Source organism: Celerinatantimonas yamalensis (assembly GCF_046054155.1).
In the GTDB taxonomy this organism is placed as follows: Bacteria; Pseudomonadota; Gammaproteobacteria; order Enterobacterales; family Celerinatantimonadaceae; genus Celerinatantimonas; species Celerinatantimonas yamalensis.
Window position 1 is genome coordinate 277,169 of sequence record NZ_JBEQCT010000005.1, and the last position, 20,086, is coordinate 297,254.

The following is a 20,086-nucleotide window of genomic DNA, read 5'->3' on the forward strand; positions in this document are numbered from 1 at the left end:
CTCTTTCTTCTCTATGTATAAAAAGAAGTTTCTTGCAGCAGCATTGGCCGCATGTTGGTCAGGGATGAGTTTAGCTGCCCAGTCAGGTGATTTTAAAGTCAGTGATATTCATGTTGAAGGTTTACAACGTGTTTCGTTGGGTGCGGCATTGCTGCAACTACCGATTCGAGTTGGCGATGACGTGGATAGAGATGATATTAGCCAAAGTCTCAAAAGGCTATATCACAGTGGTGACTTTCAAAATGTGTCAGTTTATCGCGATCATAATGCGCTGATCTATAAAGTGAGAGAGCGCCCGATCATCAGTAGTTTAGAGTTTTCTGGTAACCATGATGTAAAAAAAGACAAACTTAAAGAAAGTTTGTCTGCACAAGGCATCAAAGTGGGAGAGCCATTAGACCGAACTAATTTAACTAATATCGAAAAGGGTCTAGAAGACTTTTATTACTCGGTGGGTAAATACAATGCGAGAGTGAAAGCGATTGTGACAACCCTGCCACGTAATCGAGTGGATTTGAAATTTTCCTTCCAAGAGGGAATTTCAGCCAAGATTAAACAGATCAATATTATTGGTAACTACCATTTTTCGAACCAAAAACTCATCGAACAACTGCAGTTGACCGATCATGTTCCTTGGTGGAACTTTATGGCAAGCCAAAAATATCAGAAACAGAAGTTAGCAGGTGACTTGGAAACGCTTCGCAGCTTTTATTTTGACCGTGGTTATGCCCGTTTTAAAATTACCTCAACACAAATCGAATTAACGCCAGATAAGCATCAAGTGTATATCACGATGAATATCCATGAAGGCGATATTTATACCATCAATAAAGTTGTCTTAGATGGTAATCTGTTAGGTAAGAAAGATCAGATGGAAAAGTTGATTCCAATTAAACCTGGATCAACTTATAACGGTTCTGACATTTCACAGATGCAAGACATTTTGGAGAAATTTTTAGGACGTGATGGCTATGCGTACCCGCAGATCCGAGTTTATCCAAAAATTGATGATAAAAGTAAAACTGTCACATTAAACGTTTCAGTTGATCCGGGCCAACGGATCTATGTGCGTCATATCAATGTGAGTGGAAACCTTGTGACTAATGAAGTGGTGGTCCGCCGTGAACTGCGTCAGATGGAAGGGACTTGGCTTTCTGGTCAAAATCTAGAACAGTCGAAAAAACGCTTGAATCGACTTGGCTTCTTCAAAAAAGTGGATAGTCAAACTCAGCGAGTTCCTGGTTCAAGCGACCAAGTTGATGTGGATATTGCAGTCCAAGAGCAGCCCACAGGTTCGGTAACCGCAGGGATTGGTTATGGGACAACCTCAAAAATTAGTTTAAACGCAGGTGTGACACAAAAGAACTTTCTAGGTACTGGGGACTCGGTGTCGATTAATGGAACTCGTAATACCTATTCTAAATCGCTCACGTTCTCCCATAATAACCCTTATTTTACTAAAGATGCGGTTAGCTTAGGTGAAGACCTATATTACAAAGATTTTAACGCTTCTAAAGCAAATCTTGTCAGTTATACCAATAGGACGATTGGTCTTAAAGGAACACTGGGCTTCCCTGTGAATGAAAATAATCGTTTATCAATTGGTCTAGGGGGTGAAATTAATAAAATTTCACAAGCAGATCCATATGAGCAAATTCGTCAGTTCTGGGATATATATAGCGGCTATAAAGATGCTAAAAATAACACCCTTAAATTCAAAAATGTCACAGTGACTTTAGGCTGGACTCGAAATACACTTGACTATGGCAAGTTTCCAACAGCAGGGTCAAACCAACAGTTTAATTTTGAATTCTCAGTCCCGGGATCTGATACGCAGTATTTTAAAACCAGTATTGACACGCGTAACTACTTCCCGCTGAGTAGTAGTCACAAATGGGTTTTGATGGCTCATGGCAAAGTTGGGTATGGTAATGGCTATGGTAAGGTCAATGGTAATGATCAGGTCCTGCCATTTTTTGATAATTTTTACGCGGGTGGCTGGGGAAGTATTCGTGGTTTCTCCTCCAACACTGTAGGGCCGCGGGCACTTTATCAAAATTACTCTGGTGGTAAAAATGAATATGTACCGGGTGGGGCAACCGGGGGTAATGGCTTAGCAGTGGGGAGTTTGGAATTAATTTTCCCAACCCCGTTCGTTAGTGAGGCATACGCTGGTTCGCTGCGCACCACGGCATTTGTTGATTTTGGCTCGGTGTGGGATACAGAATATGATACATCGGCTGCATTGGCTCAGTGTGTTCGTAACTGCGACCAAATTGGTGATTATAGTCATTTTGGTCGAGTCAGAGCAGCTGCTGGTATATCCTTGCAGTGGTGGTCACCAATTGGACCGGTTGTTTTTGCACTTGCAAAACCTATCAAAAAATATCCAGGTGATAATACCGAGTTCTTCTCATTTAATTTAGGCCAGACTTTTTAAGTAAACGATAGGAGTTTCCTGTGAGCAAATTGATTCAACGAGCATTGTTAACCGTAGCTTTAATGACTCCGGTTGGCGCAACATTTGCTGCGACTAAGATCGCAACGATTGATATGCGCGAGGTGTTTCAGCAATTACCACAACGTGAAGTGGTGATGAAAAAACTGCAACAAGATTTTGCGGGTCGGGTAAAAGAGCTAGAAGGGTTGCAAAGCAATATAAAAGCGCTTTATCAAAAACGCCAGAAGAATAAAGGGTTGATGAGTGATGCTGAACAAACGCAACTCAATCGTAAACTCGAAGAATTGCAAACTGAATTTCAACTCAAACGTAAAAATTATGAAGATGATCGCCGTCAGGAAAGTCAGCAAGAACAGCAAAAACTGATTGATAAAATTCAAAAGGCTGTTGCAACAATTGCTAAACAGAAAAACTTAGATCTTGTACTGCCAACTGATGCAACGGCTTATGCTAAACCAGGTATGGATATTTCTAAACAAGTGATCGATGCAGTCAGTAAAGAAAAATAAGTTGTAAAGTAAAAAGAGTAGAAACAATGACCGTTACATTAGAGCAAATTGCGCAGTGGGTTGGTGGGGAACTGCATGGGTCACATCAGGCTTCAATTGAAAAAATAGCCCCACTGCCCAAAGCAGGGCCCACAGATGCGACATTTTTAACTGATAGCCGCTATCGGGAACAGTTAGCAAGTTGTCAGGCTGGCGTCATCTTAATTTCTGCAGCCGATGCCAGATTTGCCAAAGGTGCGGTGATTGTGGTCAAAGATCCCTATCTAGCCTACGCTAAATTGGCTTATCACTTAGATACGACACCAGCCAGTGCGACATCTATCCACCCCTCAGCTGTAATAGCTGAGGATGTGGTTATGGGGAAAAATGTTTACGTGGGGGCCAATGCTGTTGTTGAATCGGGTGTCCAACTGGGCGATGAATGCCAGATTGGGGCAGGTTGCTTTGTCGGACAGCGAGCCCAAATTGGTCAACGCACTAAATTGTGGGCCAATGTTAGTATCTATCACGAGGTTCAAATTGGATATGATTGTTTAATCCAAGCGGGTGCCGTTATTGGTTCAGATGGGTTTGGTTATGCGAATGATCGCGGTCAGTGGATTAAAATTCCACAAACTGGCAGGGTGATTATTGGTAATCATGTCGAAATCGGTGCGGCGACATGTATTGATCGCGGTGCCTTAGAAGACACTATCATCCATGATGGCGTCATCATCGACAATTTGTGCCAGATTGCTCATAATGTCGAGATCGGTGAGAATACTGCAATTGCAGGTTGCACCACGATGGCTGGCAGCCTTAAAGTCGGTAAATATTGTGTCATTGGCGGTGCCAGTGTGTTCAATGGCCACATGGAAATATGTGACCAGGTCCACATTTCTGGTATGTCGATGGTGATGCGTCCAATTGATCAACCCGGGGTGTATTCCTCTGGTATCCCAGCGCAAAGTAATAAAGAATGGCGTAAAACAGCAGCTCGTGTGATGAAAATTGATGACATGAATAAGCGGTTACGTGAGTTGGAACACCAACTTAGTAAACTTAACGCTGATAATAACAAGTAATAACAGGAAATAAAATTTTGACTCAGGAACTTAATCGTCTAGAAATTCAAGATATTCTAGAGTTACTCCCGCACCGTTACCCTTTTTTATTGGTTGACCGAGTATTGGATTTTGAAGTAGGAAAATCAATTCACGCCATAAAAAATGTGAGCTTTAACGAACCGTTTTTTACTGGGCATTTTCCTGAACGTCCTGTCTTTCCAGGTGTGATGTTACTCGAAGCGATGGCGCAGGCAACTGGTATTTTGGCATTTAAATCAGCTGGAAAACCGCGTGAAAATGAGCTTTATTATTTCGCTGGGATCGATAAAGCACGCTTTAAACGTCCAGTCGGTCCTGGAGATGTTATTCATCTTGAAATTGACTATTTGCGTGATATGCGGGGCGTTGGCAAATTTAGTGGTGTCGCCAAAGTTGATGGTGAACTAGTCTGTTCTGCTACTATTATGTGTGCCCGAAGAGAATATAAATGATCGATTCAACTGCAATGATTCATCCAACCGCGCTTATCGGTGACAATGTCACTGTAAAAGCGGGTGTTCAGATTGGGGCCTACAGTGTACTGGAAGGCGATGTAACCATTGGAGAAAATAGCTGGATTGGTTCGCATGTTGTTATTAAAGGTCGCACGAGCATTGGTCAAAATAATCGTATTTTTCAATTTGCCTCAATTGGCGAAAATTGCCAAGATCTCAAGTATCTCGGCGAAGATACTGCACTGGTAATTGGTGATAACAACACGATTCGTGAAAGTGTCACCATGCATCGAGGAACCATTCAGGACCGTGGTATTACTCAAGTTGGGCACAATAATTTGTTCATGGTAAATGCCCATGTTGCCCATGATTGTATAATCGGTGATCATTGTATTTTTGCTAACAATGCCACCTTAGCTGGCCATGTGAGCATTGGTGATTATGTCATTTTTGGTGGGTTAGCTGCGATTCATCAATTTGGTAAGGTTGGGGCGCATGCCTTTATTGGTGGTTGTGCTGCTCTGAATAAAGATGTGCCTCCTTATGTTATGGCGGTGGGTAACTATGCTCGTCCTGTCACAATTAACAGTGAAGGATTGCTGCGTCGTGGTTTTAGTAAAGATGCTATCAAGGCACTGCGCCGTGCTTATAAAATCCTCTATAGAGAGGGAAATACCATTGAGCAAGCGATAGAGCTAATGAGCGAATTGAGCAAGCAATTTGTGGAAGTGAAGGCTTTTGTTGATTTCTTAAGTGATCATGGCCGAGGGATTATTCGGTGAATGTAGCTAAGCCGCATATGTCGCTATTACCGATTAAAATTGCCCTTGTCGCCGGAGAAGTCTCCGGCGATATTTTAGGTGCTGGTTTGATAGAGCAACTCAAGTTGCTCTATCCTCACGCCCAATTTTATGGAATTGCAGGCCCGCTCATGCAAGCGCAGGGCTGTGAAGCCTATTTCGAAATGGATGAGCTCGCTGTTATGGGAATTGTTGAGGTGCTGGAGAAATTACCACGTATCTTAAGCGTTCGCAGACAACTGCTAAAGCGCTTAATAGCGCAAAAGCCTGATGTATTTATTGGTATCGATGCTCCTGATTTTAACTTAGGTGTCGAGCAAAAACTTCATAATGCGGGAATAAAAACGGTCCACTATGTGAGTCCTTCAGTTTGGGCTTGGAAGCAAAAACGCGTGTTTAAAATCAAACGCGCTTGTGATCTATTGTTAGCATTTTTGCCCTTTGAAAAAGCATTTTATGATAGTTTTAATGTACCTTGTGAGTTTGTTGGACACACTATGGCTGATGCTATCGCCTTGAATGTTGCTAAAGAACCGGCTCGCCAGGTATTGCAACTGGCTCCTCAAGGCCCGCTATTGGCACTATTACCGGGGAGTCGAAAGGCAGAAGTTGAACTGTTGAGCCGACCTTTTATTGATACGGTTAATCGAATAGCTCAGGAGTTACCCGCTTTAGAAGTCGTAGTGCCGCTCGTTAACGATAATCGCCGAGCGCAATTTGAAGCAATTTTAGCTGAGCATCCATGCCATGTGCGGATGCATCTAGTCGATGGGCAGGCTCGGCAAGTAATGGCCGCTAGTGATGCGATCTTACTGGCATCGGGAACGGCTGCTCTTGAAGCTATGCTGGTTAATCGCCCCATGGTGGTTGGCTATAAGCTTAAACCGTTGACCTACTGGATTGCCCAGCGATTGGTTAAAACGCCTTATGTATCGCTGCCCAACTTACTCGCCGATGAATTACTTGTGCCCGAGTGTATTCAAGAACAATGTGAGCCAGCGGTTCTTGCGGATGCCTTATTACCGTTGCTGCGCGATGAGCAGCAAGCGCTTCACACTCGGTTTAGTTATTTACACCAACAGATCCGTTGCCAGGCTGATGTAAAAGCGGCAGCGGCGATTAAACGGGTGATCGAATCATGACTTTTAATTATCCCCAAGGTTTTCGTTATATTGCTGGCGTTGATGAAGTCGGGCGAGGCCCTTTGGTCGGTGATGTAGTAACAGCTGCGGTGATTCTCGACCCGTCTAAGCCAATTATCGGATTGAATGATTCAAAGAAATTATCTGAGAAAAAACGTCAGGCGCTATATGAGCAAATTACGGCGGATGCACTGTGTTGGGCGATTGGCTACGCATCTCCCCAAGAGATTGATTCCCTAAATATTCTTCACGCGACCATGTTAGCTATGAGCCGTGCTGTTGAGGGGTTAAGCATCGTCCCTGATTTTGTCCTTGTTGACGGTAATAGAACACCGAAATTTCACTGCCCCAGTGACGCGATTATTAAAGGTGATGGTTTAGTCGCTGAAATTAGTGCCGCCTCAATTTTGGCGAAAGTCACTCGCGATCAACAGATGTATGAACTTGATAAATTATATCCCCACTATCAATTTGCCCAACACAAAGGTTACCCGACGAAACTGCATCTTGAACGATTGACTCAATATGGCCTTATCGATGGTTATCGACGTAGTTTTAAGCCTGTCCAACGTTTAGTTGAGTTAATGGAGGCAAAGTATGAGTGCTGAACCTCGGTTTGTGCATCTGCGCATTCATAGCGACTACTCTATGGTCGATGGCCTAAAAAAGGTTAAACCGATTGTAGCCGCGGTTGCCAGTCAGCAGATGCCGGCGATGGCTTTAACTGACCAGACAAATTTTTGTGGAGTGGTAAAATTTTATGGTGAAGCCCACAATAAAGGGGTTAAGCCAATCATCGGTGCTGATTTTTGGATGCAAAGTGATGTACTTGGTGATGAGCAAACCCGGTTAGTAATTTTAGCGAAAGACAATGTTGGCTATCAAAATATTACTCAGTTGATTTCTAAAGCCTATCTACGTGGTCATATCAAAGGCCGCCCCGTTATTGATCGCGATTGGTTAGTGGAGCATCGCCAAGGAATTATTATTCTCTCGGGAGGGCGTGAGGGGGATATCGGACGGGCTCTACTCAAAGGTAATCGCGCCATGCTCGAAGAGATGGTCGCCTTTTATCAGCACTATTTTAGTGGTCATTATTTTCTTGAGTTGATTCGCACTCAGCGCCCTGATGAAGAAACCTATTTGCATCTGGCCATTAGTTTAGCCGATGAGTTTCAGTTACCCGTGGTGGCGACTAATGAGGTCGTGTTTCTTAATGAGGATGAATTTGAAGCTCATGAAATTCGTGTTGCTATTCACGATGGTTATACGCTAGCTGATCGTAATCGCCCTAAACTCTATAGCCGTGAACAGTATCTGCGCAGCGAACAACAGATGTGTGAGCTATTTGAGGACATTCCTGAAGCGCTGGCTAATTCTGTCGAAATTGCGAAGCGATGTAATGTGACTATTCGTCTAGGTGAATATTTTTTACCTGAATTTCCAACGGGCGGGCAAGAGATTAATGCCTTCTTTTGTGAAAAAGCGCATCACGGCTTAGAAGATCGGCTGAAATTTTTGTTCCCTGACCCGCAAGTTCGCACAGAGCGCCGAGGGGAATATGATGCGCGCTTGAAACGTGAACTCGATGTCATTACACAAATGGGCTTTCCTGGCTACTTTCTGATTGTAATGGAGTTTATCCAGTGGAGTAAAGATAATCAGATACCGGTTGGGCCTGGACGTGGTTCTGGAGCGGGTTCGGTCGTGGCTTATGCATTAAAGATTACCGATCTAGATCCGCTCGCTTTTGATCTGCTATTCGAACGATTTTTAAACCCCGAACGGGTTTCCATGCCTGATTTTGACGTCGATTTTTGTATGGATCGGCGCGATGAGGTGATTGAACATGTTGGTGATCTGTATGGTCATGATGCAGTCTCGCAGATCATTACCTTTGGAACTATGGCCGCCAAAGCGGTGATCCGAGATGTGGGTCGGGTACTAGGACATCCTTACGGATTTGTTGATCGTATTTCAAAAATGATCCCACCTGATCCGGGAATGACACTCGCTAAAGCGTTTGAGGTTGAACCCCGCTTAGGCGAGCTCTATGAACAAGATGATGAAGTACGCGAACTTATCGATATGGCGCGTATTCTTGAAGGAGTGGTTCGTAATGCCGGCAAACATGCCGGTGGTGTGGTTATCTCGCCGACGACCATTACCGATTTTGCACCGCTTTATTGCGATGACCAAGGCCATCATCCAGTTACACAGTTTGATAAAAGTGATGTTGAATATGCGGGCTTGGTGAAGTTTGACTTCCTTGGCCTTCGTACATTAACCATCATTCAGTGGGCTGTGGATATGGCCAACGAGAAGTTACTCAAACAAGACAAAGATCCCATTGATATTGCGGCTATTCCACTTGATGATCAGCCTTCCTTTGAGATATTAAAAGCCTATAAAACCACTGCTGTGTTTCAGTTAGAATCCCGTGGTATGAAGGATCTAATAAAGCGTCTGCAGCCAGACTGCTTTGAGGATATGATCGCGTTAGTGGCTTTATTTCGCCCTGGACCGCTGCAATCAGGGATGGTTGATAACTTTATCGAACGTAAGCATGGTCGTGAAGAAGTTTCTTATCCTGATGTAACCTGGCAGCATGAAAGTCTCAAACCAATCCTAGAGCCAACCTATGGTATTATTCTTTACCAAGAACAAGTGATGCAAATTGCTCAGGTGCTTGCGGGGTACACTCTGGGTGGCGCTGACTTGTTGCGTCGCGCTATGGGGAAAAAGAAACTCGAAGAGATGGCTAAGCAGCGCGCCGTCTTTAAAAAAGGCGCCATAGAGAATGGTGTCGATGGCGAGCTGGCGATGAAAATTTTTGACTTAGTCGAAAAATTCGCTGGCTATGGGTTTAACAAATCTCATTCTGCAGCGTATGCTTTGGTCTCTTATCAGACCTTATGGATGAAGACCCACTACGCGTCATTTTTCATGGCAGCGGTGATGTCTGCGGATATGGACAACACCGATAAGATCGTGACCTTAGTGGACGAATGTGCCAATTTAGGACTGAAGATTATTCCACCAGATGTTAACAGTGGGGTATATCGCTTCTCGGTTAATGATGCCAATGAGATTGTTTACGGGATTGGAGCTATCAAAGGCGTTGGTGAAGGTCCGATTGAAACGATCCTAGAAGCTCGTCAGCAAGACGGTGAATTTCGAGATTTGTTTGATTTTTGCTGCCGAGTTGATTTGAAAAAAATTAATAAACGCGTGATCGAAAAGTTGATTCTTTCCGGTGCGATGGATAAGCTCGGTCCTCATCGAGCCGCATTAATGGCAACCCTTGAGCTGGCAATTAAAGCCGCTAGTCAACAAGCCAATGCCCGAGCTTTTGGGCAAAAGGATCTATTCGGTGAGTTGATGCTTGAGGCCGATGTGAGTCGCCCACAATTTGTTGATGTGGCTCGTTGGAGCGATAAAGTTTGGTTGGAAGGGGAAAAAGAAACGCTAGGGTTGTATTTAACTGGCCACCCAATTAACCATTACTTAAGCGAATTCAAACAATTTGTTTCTGGACGTTTGGCTGAATTGCGTCCAACTGATAGAGACACAACGACCACCGCAGCAGGATTAGTGCTTTCAGCTCGTGTGATGATCACTAAACGAGGTTCCAAAATGGGGATCTTACAGCTGGATGATCGCAGTGGCCGTTTAGATGTAATGCTTTTCTCTGAAGCATTTGAAAAATATCAGGATTTAATAGAAAAAGATCGGATTTTGGTCGTGCAGGGGCATGTTGGTTTTGACGATTTCTCAGGTGGAATTAAAATGACCGCTCGGGATGTCATGGATATCAGTCAAGCCCGTGAGCGTTGGGCAAGCCGCCTGCAGTTGGTGGTTCAAAAGAAACAAGCTGACGAGTCGTTCTGGCAACAATTTGTTTCTAAGCTTGACCCCTATCGTAATGGCACATGTCCGGTTACAATTCACTATATCGGTGAACATGAACAAGGCACCTACCAGCTAGGGACAGATTGGCGGGTTACTCCCGATGATGAATTACTAGAAGGTCTTAGCGGACTTCTAGGTCATCAACAAGTTTCACTGGAATATAACTGACAGTAAAGAGATTATGAGTTTAAACTTTTTAGATTTTGAACAGCCAGTAGCTGAACTACAGGCTCAAATAGAAGAGCTACGATTGGTCAATAGCGAATCGGGCATGAATGTTGACCTGGCCGAAGAGATTGCTCAGTTAGAGAAAAAACAGTTGGATCTGACTCGAAAAATTTTTGGTGATCTGAATTCTTGGCAGATTTCTCAACTTGCTCGTCACCCTCTGCGTCCCTATACATTAGATTATATCGAACGGGTGTTTAGTGAATTTGATGAGTTGTGCGGGGATCGGGCATATGCTGATGATCAGGCGATTGTTGGTGGTATTGCGCGATTAAATGAGCAACCGGTGATGGTGATAGGCCATCAAAAAGGGCGTGAAACCAAAGAAAAAATTAAGCGTAATTTTGGGATGCCACGTCCTGAAGGGTATCGTAAAGCACTGCGTTTGATGCAAATGGCCGAACGCTTCAAGATGCCTATTATTACCTTCATTGATACTCCAGGGGCTTACCCGGGTGTTGGTGCTGAAGAACGAGGTCAAAGTGAAGCGATTGCGCGTAACTTGTTGGTGATGTCTGAACTTAAAGTTCCTACTATCTGTACGGTGATCGGTGAAGGCGGTTCGGGCGGTGCGTTAGCTATCGGTGTTGGTGATCGAGTTAATATGTTGCAATACAGTACCTATTCGGTGATCTCTCCTGAAGGATGTGCGTCGATTCTCTGGAAAAGCGCTGATAAGGCATCGGTTGCCGCTGAAGCGATGGGAATTACGGCTCAGCGTCTTAAAGAGTTAGATTTGATCGATAGTATTATTGAAGAACCCTTAGGCGGCGCTCATCGAGATGTTGAAAAGATGGCTGGGCGCCTCAAAGAAAAATTAGTCACAGATCTTTCGGTGTTACAGCAGCAATCAATTGAACAGCTGCTTGAAGCACGTTATAAACGTTTGATGGGTTTCGGTTATTGTTAACCGATAAGCCCTGCTCTTGAGTAGGGCTTTATTAACGATGGACATACTGCATTTAAAGTCATTCTTATCCCAATTATCTCGTTATCATGCTGCTGATCAACCATTAGTGGTTGCCTTAAGCGGCGGTATTGATTCGGTAGTACTGACGCATCTTCTTTGGCGTTATCGACAAATCTCACCGACATTTAAATTGGCAGCGGTGCATGTCCATCACGGGTTAAGCGCGAATGCGGATGATTGGTTATTTTTTTGCCAACAGCTTTGTGATCAATGGCAAATCCCTCTGTTTGATCGACATGTTCAAGTGACTCAAGGTCATCGACTTAGTCTTGAAGAGCAAGCCCGTCATGTTCGCTATCAGGTGTTTGAGCAAATGACTGGGCAAGGCTATGCAGTGGTTTGTGCGCACCATCAAGACGACCAAGCGGAAACTTTTTTACTCAACCTTAAACGTGGGAGTGGGTGCGCAGGTTTAGCTGGCATGCCACATTGTCGTGCGCTAGGCAAGAGTACATTGCTTCGACCTCTGTTGTCGTTTTCACGCGCACAGATTGAAGCTTACGCAGAACGTCACAAGCTCTGCCATATTGTGGATGAAAGTAATGATGATGAGCGCTTTGATCGCAATTATATTCGCCATCAAATTCTTCCTCGATTGAATCAGCGTTGGCCGCAGTTTACCCAACAAATTAGTCAAAGTTGCCAGTGGCTTGCACAGAGCCAGCAACTCCAGGGCGAGTTAGCTGAAATTGACTTGCGCCAATATATGGATGCCAAAGGGCGTTTGTCTGAGAAAATGAGTGAATTATCATCGGCCCGGCAAGTAAATTTATTACGTTTTTGGTTACGTCAGCAAACGGGTTTTTACCCAAGTCAATATCAGCTTCAGCAAATCTGTCAGCAGATGCAATGTGCGCCAGATCGTGCGCCTAAGATTGATATCAACGAGGGGTCACTGCGACGTTTTCAGCATTTTTGGCAATGGGTTAAACCGCTGCCTAGTGCAACTGCATTGATTTGGTCGTATCCTTTTGCACCCATCAATTTACCTCGCATGACGCTATCAATGGAAGCGGGTGGCCAGCTACGTTCTCCACATATTAATGAAATAGTTAAGATATGTTTTCGCCCTGATGTCGGCACTATCTCGATGCGTCCCGTGGGTCGGGGGGGAAGTCGGACATTGAAAAAGTTATTGCAAGAGCTACAGATACCACCTTGGCAGCGCGACCATGTGCCGTTACTATTTTATGGTGAGCACTGGGTTGCTTTAGCTGATCAACTTATTGATGAACGTTTTATTGCCCCCGAAACAGATGGGCGGCAACTCAACTGGCAATTTTATGCCGATACATTGCCAAGTCAGCATGATGAATAAGATCAGCCCCTTTCATGGTTGGATGCCATGTTGCGTAACCACAGCTCAACGAAAGTGGAATATCTGGTAGCAGTGGATTATCTATCAGCCAATGCTTGATCCGTTCGATCACTTTGAGCGAAGAGGTCGGGCTGGCTGGGGATAAAATGACTGCAAACTCATCTCCCCCGATGCGTGAGAGATGATCGCCTTGGCGACAGGCATGGGTGAGTCCATAAGCAATATGTCGAAGCGCTTTGTCACCTTTGAGATGGCCGTATAGATCATTAATTTGCTTAAATCGGTCAATATCACATACCAGCAATTGTAGTCCTGTATGTATCCGTTCATTTTGTGCGATAACCTGAGCCAAATGGGTGTCAAATTCCTGACGGCTGTAAACTTCAGTGAGGTGGTCGTGGCTGAGCTGGTATTGAAGACGGGCAATTTGTTGAACTTTTGGCAGTGCAATCTCCAGTAATCTTACAAATCGATGGATATAAGAGAGCAATTTTGCTGACCACTGAGTACGGTTGGTAATGATCAACTGCCCTGTTACTTGCGAGTTATTTAAGTGAACTGAGTAAGAGTAGTCATCCGCATTTATTTCTTGAGTTTGAAAGCAATGTGTTTCAAAGCGAAATACAACGGATGTAAAAGGGACATATTCAGACAAATGATCGATAAATTGATAAAACAGTTCATCAAGCATTTGAGTGTTTTGGAGGTGTTCGATAATCGTCAGTTGCTGATCAGCAGTTAATGCCTTATGACATTGATATTGTTCGGGCTGTTGATATTTCCACCTTTGATAGCTTTCTTTATTTTGTATCCAATCCATCTCAATACCTTCTCTTCAATCATCAAATAATTGACGACATACACTTGCTTGCTGATTCCTAGCAATAAGTGTTCCAAATATCCTAATTTATTAGAGAGGGGAGCGCGATGCTTGGCTGACTGGGCCAGAATGCAAGCTTCAACTACCTGAAAGTGATAAAAAAGCCGCACCTGTTGGTACGGCCTGATTCGAACAAATAACAATATTTAGAGTGATTGAATATGAGCAATGGCTTGCTCGATAGCAAGCTCGATTTTTTCGCCTTGACGTCGTGATTTATATTCGACTATACCATTATCTAAACTGCGTTCACCGATGATGAGTGTATGGGGAATCCCCACTAATTCGGCATCAGCAAACATGACCCCAGGGCGCTCTTTGCGGTCATCAAATAACACCTCGATCCCTGCTTCTTGAGCTTGTTGGTACAGTTGCTCGGCAACTTTTTGGACGCGATGTGATTTGTGCATATTCATTGGGATAATAATGAGCTGAAAAGGCGCAAGTGCCTCTGGCCAAATGATGCCTTTGTCATCGTGGTTTTGCTCAATGGCTGCAGCTACAATACGTGAAACACCAATGCCATAGCAGCCCATGCTCAATACTTGACTTTTACCTTGCTCGTTGAGCACTGTCGCATTCATGGCTTTTGAATAAACATCGCCTAATTGGAATATATGACCTACTTCGATTCCACGTTTAATCTGCAACGTGCCGTGACCACAAGGGCTTGGATCGCCTGCAACAACATTGCGAAGGTCAGCGACCTCCGGCAGAACTAAGTCACGTTCCCAGTTAATGCCAAAGTAGTGTTTATCATCGATATTAGCACCAGCGCCAAAATCACTCATTTGTGCCACAGTGCGGTCAATGACCATAGGAATTGGTAAATTTACTGGGCCAAGTGAACCTGGACCTGCGCCAATGATAGCTCGGATCTGCTCATCGGAAGCAAATTGCAATGGCGCGCTAACCAATGGATGATGTTCAGCTTTCACTTCATTTAAAGTGTGATCGCCGCGGACGATCAGAGCCACTAATTCGCAATCAGCCTCTTTTGAGGCAACAACGACTAAAGTTTTAATCGTTTGTTCGATGGCTAAATCAAATTGCTCAACCAATTGCTCAATGGTTTTGGCATTGGGTGTATCAACTAGGATCATTGGTTGGGTTGGTGTTTGGCGGGGTTCACTAGGCGCTAGCGCTTCTGCTTTTTCAATATTAGCAGCATATTCGCTACTATCAGAAAAAACGATATCATCTTCACCTGACTGAGCTAATACTTGAAATTCGTGTGAAGCATTACCACCAATACTACCATTATCTGCCAATACAGGACGATACTCTAAGCCAAGGCGTTCAAAAATTCGACAGTACGCATTGAACATCGTTTGGTAGGTTTGATCTAATGACTCTGGGCTTAAGTGGAATGAATATGCATCTTTCATGATGAATTCGCGCGAGCGCATGACACCAAAGCGTGGACGAACTTCGTCACGAAACTTGGTTTGGATTTGATAAAGATTCAATGGCAATTGTTTATAACTACTAATCTCTTTTCGAACCAGTTCGGTGACCACTTCTTCATGCGTTGGACCAAGAACGAAATCTCGGTCGTGGCGATCTTTTATGCGTAGCAATTCTGGGCCATATTTTTCCCAGCGCCCAGATTCTTGCCACAGATCACCGGGTTGGACAACTGGCATATTGATCTCAATTGCGCCAGCACGGTTCATTTCTTCACGCACGATCTGTTGGACTTTTTGTAAGACCCTTACCCCTGTTGGTAACCAAGTATAAAGCCCTGAGGCCAATTTGCGGATCATGCCTGCACGAAGCATGAGCTGATGTGAGACGACTTCGGCACTGCTCGGTGTCTCTTTTAAAGTGGAAAGCAAATAGTTGCTAGAACGCATGGTTGTCCTTTCACAATGTCTATAACCCAAGATGGTTTGATTTTATCAGGCAGCCGTGAAGCTGTCAGGATTTGTCGCGTCGATCGCCAATAATTTTTGCGGGATTCCCAGCAACAATTGCCCAATCCGGAATATCGTGGGTCACGACAGTATGCATACCGACAATGGCATGGTTACCAATCGTCACGCCATCGACAATTCCGGCGCTGGCGCCGATCCATACATCACAACCGATTTTAACCCCTTGTGATCGCGTTGGTTGCTGATAGATGGGCTGTTGCGAGTGCATTCCATGGTTGAATGCAAAAATTTGGACCGAGTTAGCGATGCGTGTTTGATCACCAATCACAATACCTGCACGCCCCCCATCCAAACTGCAGCGATGGTTAATCGCAACTTCTTGACCTAATGTGATAGGGCCATGTAAAAAGCTTTGCGCTGCGATAAAGGTCCGTGAGCCTATCTCAATTGCTCTTCCTGGTTCGGCAAATAGCTTTGCTTGTGGGGCGATAAAACAATTGTCACCAATGCAGATGGTTTCAACCTGACTGAGATAGCGTTGTATTTCTTGTTGCCATGGCTGCGCCCAAACGAGATGGCGAGCCTTAAGCTGATAATAGAGCCAAGGCATCCAACTTAAGCGCTCTTTATGTTGGGCTATATAATCTATAGGGGAGTGATTTGGTGAATGTGGCATTGTCGATCTTTAACCGAAAAACAAATATTAAAGTGAATGAGTTTGACCCCGTATTCGTGCTCGTCGGCTTTTGCGCGGCGATAACTGGGGCGAGGATCTTGAGCGAGCACTTGCTCGATTAACATCGCATCTTCATCACTGACCTGTTGGCGTACTGATTGAGACCAAAGTACAGCAAGTTGTTCACCTGGGGCAGCCGATGCATAGCCAGATTGCGCATCAGTGATTGCATCAGCATAGCTAATATAAGGTTTGATATCGTACACGGGTGTCCCATCGACGAGATCGCCACCATTAAAGTGCAGTATCGGCATGCCACTATTATAGTCAATACGTTGCAGCTCTAAGACGGACAAGCCCAGTCCATTAGGGCGAAATGTTGAGCGACTGGCAAATACACCCACCTTATGATTACCACCTAAGCGAGGCGGACGAACTTTATTTTGCCAACCTGCCGCTATATTTTGGTGAAAGCCAAAGATCAGCCAAACATGACTGAATGATTCTAACCCGTCTACAATTTCGCGTGCATCATAGGGGCTTACGAGCATGAGCTGAAGACGTGCAGCCTTAACCAATCCAGGCTGACGGGGCACTGCAAACTTCTCTTTATAGGGGGATTTAATATACCCAATCGGCTCTATGGTGTGGCTCATTGTGTTTGGTCCAGTAATTTCACAGCTTTGCCATAACAGCTCACTGAACTTAAACAGACATTATCTGCGGGGTGACTCAAACAGGTTGAATAAACCAAACCATTGGCGCCCATATCGGCCGCACGCCTTAGCACATCTACCCGGGCCTGGCTTTGAGTGGCATGGGGTTGATTGGCCTTGGCTTGACAGGCACTTCCTTCAACCGTACCTAACACCTTATATAGATGGGTGTTTAATTGTGCGTTGCTGAGTACGTCAACCCCGGATGTCTTGAAATAGTTCTTAACATTTTGCGGATCAACATTAGTTTTGATCGAATAGTCAGAGCTGCAGCCGATAAGACTCATTATAACGGCGGAGGTAATCCCAATATATAGAAGACATTTCATTATAAACTCACAAGCAGCGGTGAAAACCGCTGCAATCGCGACAAAGTTAAGGGCAAGGGTAAGTGAATTGATGATGGATGATTTCAATTTGCTCAAGTAATTCATCTGATAGTGTCAATTCAAAGCTATCAATATTTGAGGTCAATTGTTCCATCGTTGTCGCACCAATGATATTAGATGCAACAAAAGGGCGTGATGTTACATAAGCAAGGGCCATTTGTGCTGGATCAAGTTGATGTGCTCGGGCCAGATCAACATAAGCTTTTGTAGCGGCTTTACCTTGGTCTGAAAGATAACGAGAAAAGCGTGAGAACAGTGTTAGGCGAGCATCTTTGGGCCACGTATCATCCATGTATTTACCTGACAGCATACCAAAGGCTAGTGGTGAGTAAGCTAATAGCCCCACACCTTCACGATGAGCAAACTCAGCTAACCCTGTTTCAAAGCTGCGATTGAGTAAGTTATATGGGTTTTGAATAGTCACGATACGTGGTAAATCATGCTTTTCTGCAAGACGTAGATATTGGCTGACTCCCCATGCTGTTTCATTTGAAACACCGACATAGCGAATTTTTCCTTCCTTTACCAATTCGTTCAATGCTTCTAATGTCTCAATGATTGGCGTATAAAATTCATCAGGATTAGCTTGATAACCCAACTTCCCGAAAAAGTTGGCATTACGATCTGGCCAGTGTAGCTGATAAAGATCGAGATAATCGGTTTGCAGTCGAGAAAGTGAGGCATGAATGGCTTCACGAATATTACGTCGATCTAAACGCATGTTCTCGCGGATATGATTAGTGCGATTTGGCCCAGAGACTTTAGAAGCTAAAACTATTTTTTCACGAATCCCCGTCTTAGCCAGCCAACTCCCTATATATTGTTCGGTTAAACCTTGTGTTTCAGGCTCTGGTGGAACTGGATACATCTCTGCGGTATCGATAAAGTTAATTCCGCGCGACAATGCATAATCAAGTTGTTGATGGGCTTCATCCTCACTATTTTGTTTGCCCCAAGTCATAGTGCCTAGACAAAGTTTACTAACCTCAAGCTGACTGTGTGCAATGCTATGGTATTGCATGGTGATAACTCCAAGTTCCCGCTTACTACGGACATTTGATCTAATAGTTGACTTATACTCTACCAAAGTCTGCTTGAATCAAGCAGGTTACGCAACATTTAAAGAGCTTTAGTCCTGCAATCTCTACTACCAATCAACAGCTAATCAGTTAAACTGAGCACCTATATAACAATGCAACAAAAGAGATAAATCTATGGCAAAACAACCGGCAATATTTCTTGATCGCGATGGTGTGATCAATGAAGACGGGAACTATGTCGGATGCGTCGATGATTTCCATTTTATAGAAGGAAGTATCGAAGCGATGCAAGCGTTTAAAAAAGCAGGTTGGTTAGTTGTTGTGGTGACTAATCAATCAGGTATCGCGCGTGGCGTATTTAGTGAAGCTGATTTTTTAGCGTTAACTGAATGGATGGACTGGTCGTTAGTGGATCGCGGTGTGACATTAGATGGCATCTATTATTGCCCGCATCACCCTGACTATGGTGGCGAGGATTATCAGCAAGTTTGTGATTGTCGCAAACCAAACCCAGGGATGTTCATGCAAGCAGCCGAGGAACTTGATATTGATCTCGAACAGTCTTGGATGGTTGGTGATAAAGAGAGTGATTTGCTAGCTGCAAAGCGTGCGGGCGTTCAACATCGGTTATTGGTTCGAAGTGGGGAAGCAATCTCATCCTCAACTGAAGAACTTGCTGAGCAAGTCATTGCCAATTTAGCTGCTGCAAGCGAAATTATTTTAGCTAAATGATAGTGGTTTGTGGATAACCCTGTGGTTATCTTGTTGCTTTGCTGTGACTTTAAAATAAATTTAAATTTGCTGTAAAAACCACTTGCGCTGCGCTGCAAGATCCCTATAATGCACCACCACTGAGACGGCGCAACAGCTTCTAAAGCAATTGCAAATTCCAGTTAAATCAGTTAGTTAATTTAATGATTGGCAATTGATTAAAACCTGAGGGTCTAAATTAAAATTAAGAATTTTAGTTGACTTTTACCAGGGTGATGCGTAAGATTTGTATCCGCTTCAATGAGTTATAACGCTCAATGAGGCAACGTTCTTTAACAATTTATCAAGCAATCTGTGTGGGCACTCGCAGAAGATGATTCGCAAAGTATTAAGAAAAATCATCATTTTGTAAGTGACTAACACTGTCAATTAACAGAATTCGATGAGTATATGATTTTAAATTGAAGAGTTTGATCATGGCTCAGATTGAACGCTGGCGGCAGGCCTAACACATGCAAGTCGAACGGTAACAGGAGAAAGCTTGCTTTCTTGCTGACGAGTGGCGGACGGGTGAGTAATGCTTGGGGAGCTGCCTAGTAGCGGGGGACAACCACTGGAAACGGTGGCTAATACCGCATAATGTCTACGGACCAAAGCAGGGGACCTTTCGGGGCCTTGCACTACTAGATGCACCCAAGTGAGATTAGCTAGTTGGTAAGGTAATGGCTTACCAAGGCGACGATCTCTAGCTGGTTTGAGAGGATGATCAGCCACACTGGGACTGAGACACGGCCCAGACTCCTACGGGAGGCAGCAGTGGGGAATATTGCACAATGGGGGAAACCCTGATGCAGCCATGCCGCGTGTGTGAAGAAGGCCTTCGGGTTGTAAAGCACTTTCAGTTGTGAGGAAAGGGT

17 protein-coding genes and 1 rRNA gene are annotated in these 20,086 nt (G+C 44.3%); 12 read left to right on the forward strand and 6 right to left on the reverse strand.

Annotated features, from left to right (window positions below; translation table 11 throughout):
* The first annotated feature begins 13 nt into the window (after window positions 1-13).
* From bamA to tilS, 10 genes are read left to right on the forward strand one after another with little or no spacing between them, the layout of a single operon-like run.
* Complete coding sequence (gene bamA / locus ABUE30_RS12440) at window positions 14-2,440, forward strand: outer membrane protein assembly factor BamA (RefSeq protein ID WP_408624104.1); 2,427 nt, start codon at window positions 14-16, stop codon at window positions 2,438-2,440.
* Window positions 2,441-2,460: 20 nt separating this feature from the next.
* The gene (locus ABUE30_RS12445; protein WP_408624105.1) at window positions 2,461-2,970 is read left to right on the forward strand and encodes an OmpH family outer membrane protein; all 510 of its coding nucleotides are present in this window, start codon (window positions 2,461-2,463) and stop codon (window positions 2,968-2,970) included.
* 26 nt (window positions 2,971-2,996) lie between these two features.
* The gene (lpxD, locus tag ABUE30_RS12450; protein WP_408624106.1) at window positions 2,997-4,034 is read left to right on the forward strand and encodes a UDP-3-O-(3-hydroxymyristoyl)glucosamine N-acyltransferase; all 1,038 of its coding nucleotides are present in this window, start codon (window positions 2,997-2,999) and stop codon (window positions 4,032-4,034) included.
* Window positions 4,035-4,051: 17 nt separating this feature from the next.
* Entirely contained in the window at window positions 4,052-4,507 is a 456-nt protein-coding gene (gene fabZ / locus ABUE30_RS12455) for a 3-hydroxyacyl-ACP dehydratase FabZ (RefSeq protein WP_408624108.1), read from the forward strand.
* Window positions 4,504-5,292, forward strand: coding sequence for an acyl-ACP--UDP-N-acetylglucosamine O-acyltransferase (lpxA, locus tag ABUE30_RS12460; protein WP_408624110.1), 789 nt, complete (start codon window positions 4,504-4,506; stop codon window positions 5,290-5,292). The genes fabZ and lpxA overlap by 4 nt, the downstream gene beginning before the upstream one ends.
* A 17-nt stretch (window positions 5,293-5,309) precedes the next feature.
* On the forward strand, window positions 5,310-6,452 hold the full coding sequence (lpxB, locus tag ABUE30_RS12465) for a lipid-A-disaccharide synthase (protein ID WP_408624134.1): 1,143 nt from the start codon (window positions 5,310-5,312) through the stop codon (window positions 6,450-6,452).
* A complete protein-coding gene (rnhB, locus tag ABUE30_RS12470; RefSeq protein WP_408624111.1) occupies window positions 6,449-7,060 on the forward strand; it encodes a ribonuclease HII in 612 nt (203 codons plus the stop codon). Before lpxB ends, rnhB begins: the two co-directional genes overlap by 4 nt.
* Window positions 7,050-10,532 carry a DNA polymerase III subunit alpha gene (gene dnaE, locus ABUE30_RS12475; protein WP_408624112.1) on the forward strand — a complete coding sequence of 1,161 codons (3,483 nt, stop codon included), beginning with the start codon at window positions 7,050-7,052 and terminating at the stop codon, window positions 10,530-10,532. The genes rnhB and dnaE overlap by 11 nt, the downstream gene beginning before the upstream one ends.
* Window positions 10,533-10,545: 13 nt before the next feature.
* Entirely contained in the window at window positions 10,546-11,502 is a 957-nt protein-coding gene (gene accA, locus ABUE30_RS12480; protein WP_408624113.1) for an acetyl-CoA carboxylase carboxyl transferase subunit alpha, read from the forward strand.
* A 37-nt stretch (window positions 11,503-11,539) separates the two neighbouring features.
* A complete protein-coding gene (gene tilS / locus ABUE30_RS12485; RefSeq protein WP_408624114.1) occupies window positions 11,540-12,880 on the forward strand; it encodes a tRNA lysidine(34) synthetase TilS in 1,341 nt (446 codons plus the stop codon).
* Here the strand turns inward: tilS and ABUE30_RS12490 are convergent.
* From ABUE30_RS12490 to ABUE30_RS12515, 6 genes are all read right to left on the reverse strand, one after another.
* Window positions 12,831-13,700, reverse strand: a complete 870-nt coding sequence (locus ABUE30_RS12490) for a GGDEF domain-containing protein (protein WP_408624115.1) — start codon at window positions 13,698-13,700, stop codon at window positions 12,831-12,833. The genes tilS and ABUE30_RS12490 overlap by 50 nt on opposite strands.
* Window positions 13,701-13,906: 206 nt before the next feature.
* Window positions 13,907-15,616: a proline--tRNA ligase gene (locus tag ABUE30_RS12495; RefSeq protein ID WP_408624116.1), complete on the reverse strand. Its 1,710-nt coding sequence runs from the start codon at window positions 15,614-15,616 to the stop codon at window positions 13,907-13,909.
* A 64-nt stretch (window positions 15,617-15,680) separates the two neighbouring features.
* On the reverse strand, window positions 15,681-16,313 hold the full coding sequence (locus tag ABUE30_RS12500; RefSeq protein WP_408624117.1) for an acyltransferase: 633 nt from the start codon (window positions 16,311-16,313) through the stop codon (window positions 15,681-15,683).
* Window positions 16,283-16,969, reverse strand: a complete 687-nt coding sequence (tsaA, locus tag ABUE30_RS12505; RefSeq protein WP_408624119.1) for a tRNA (N6-threonylcarbamoyladenosine(37)-N6)-methyltransferase TrmO — start codon at window positions 16,967-16,969, stop codon at window positions 16,283-16,285. Before tsaA ends, ABUE30_RS12500 begins: the two co-directional genes overlap by 31 nt.
* Entirely contained in the window at window positions 16,966-17,358 is a 393-nt protein-coding gene (gene rcsF, locus ABUE30_RS12510; RefSeq protein WP_408624120.1) for an Rcs stress response system protein RcsF, read from the reverse strand. The genes tsaA and rcsF overlap by 4 nt, the downstream gene beginning before the upstream one ends.
* A gap of 46 nt (window positions 17,359-17,404) precedes the next feature.
* Window positions 17,405-18,439, reverse strand: a complete 1,035-nt coding sequence (locus ABUE30_RS12515) for an NADP(H)-dependent aldo-keto reductase (RefSeq protein ID WP_408624121.1) — start codon at window positions 18,437-18,439, stop codon at window positions 17,405-17,407.
* Window positions 18,440-18,632: 193 nt separating this feature from the next.
* Between ABUE30_RS12515 and gmhB the strand changes: the two genes are divergently transcribed.
* Together gmhB and ABUE30_RS12525 are read left to right on the forward strand one after the other, a co-directional pair.
* Complete coding sequence (gene gmhB, locus ABUE30_RS12520; RefSeq protein ID WP_408624122.1) at window positions 18,633-19,190, forward strand: D-glycero-beta-D-manno-heptose 1,7-bisphosphate 7-phosphatase; 558 nt, start codon at window positions 18,633-18,635, stop codon at window positions 19,188-19,190.
* Window positions 19,191-19,627: 437 nt separating this feature from the next.
* Window positions 19,628-20,086: ribosomal RNA gene (locus ABUE30_RS12525) — 16S ribosomal RNA — on the forward strand; the annotation flags it as partial.

Coding starts and splice junctions, on each gene's coding strand:
- bamA (WP_408624104.1), top strand. CDS start 14: ATGTATAAAAAGAAGTTTCTTGCAGCAGCATTGGCCGCATGTTGGTCA.
- lpxD (WP_408624106.1), top strand. CDS start 2,997: ATGACCGTTACATTAGAGCAAATTGCGCAGTGGGTTGGTGGGGAACTG.
- lpxA (WP_408624110.1), top strand. CDS start 4,504: ATGATCGATTCAACTGCAATGATTCATCCAACCGCGCTTATCGGTGAC.
- lpxB (WP_408624134.1), top strand. CDS start 5,310: ATGTCGCTATTACCGATTAAAATTGCCCTTGTCGCCGGAGAAGTCTCC.
- rnhB (WP_408624111.1), top strand. CDS start 6,449: ATGACTTTTAATTATCCCCAAGGTTTTCGTTATATTGCTGGCGTTGAT.
- dnaE (WP_408624112.1), top strand. CDS start 7,050: ATGAGTGCTGAACCTCGGTTTGTGCATCTGCGCATTCATAGCGACTAC.
- accA (WP_408624113.1), top strand. CDS start 10,546: ATGAGTTTAAACTTTTTAGATTTTGAACAGCCAGTAGCTGAACTACAG.
- tilS (WP_408624114.1), top strand. CDS start 11,540: ATGGACATACTGCATTTAAAGTCATTCTTATCCCAATTATCTCGTTAT.
- ABUE30_RS12490 (WP_408624115.1), bottom strand. CDS start 13,700: ATGGATTGGATACAAAATAAAGAAAGCTATCAAAGGTGGAAATATCAA.
- ABUE30_RS12495 (WP_408624116.1), bottom strand. CDS start 15,616: ATGCGTTCTAGCAACTATTTGCTTTCCACTTTAAAAGAGACACCGAGC.
- ABUE30_RS12500 (WP_408624117.1), bottom strand. CDS start 16,313: ATGCCACATTCACCAAATCACTCCCCTATAGATTATATAGCCCAACAT.
- tsaA (WP_408624119.1), bottom strand. CDS start 16,969: ATGAGCCACACCATAGAGCCGATTGGGTATATTAAATCCCCCTATAAA.
- rcsF (WP_408624120.1), bottom strand. CDS start 17,358: ATGAAATGTCTTCTATATATTGGGATTACCTCCGCCGTTATAATGAGT.
- ABUE30_RS12515 (WP_408624121.1), bottom strand. CDS start 18,439: ATGCAATACCATAGCATTGCACACAGTCAGCTTGAGGTTAGTAAACTT.
- gmhB (WP_408624122.1), top strand. CDS start 18,633: ATGGCAAAACAACCGGCAATATTTCTTGATCGCGATGGTGTGATCAAT.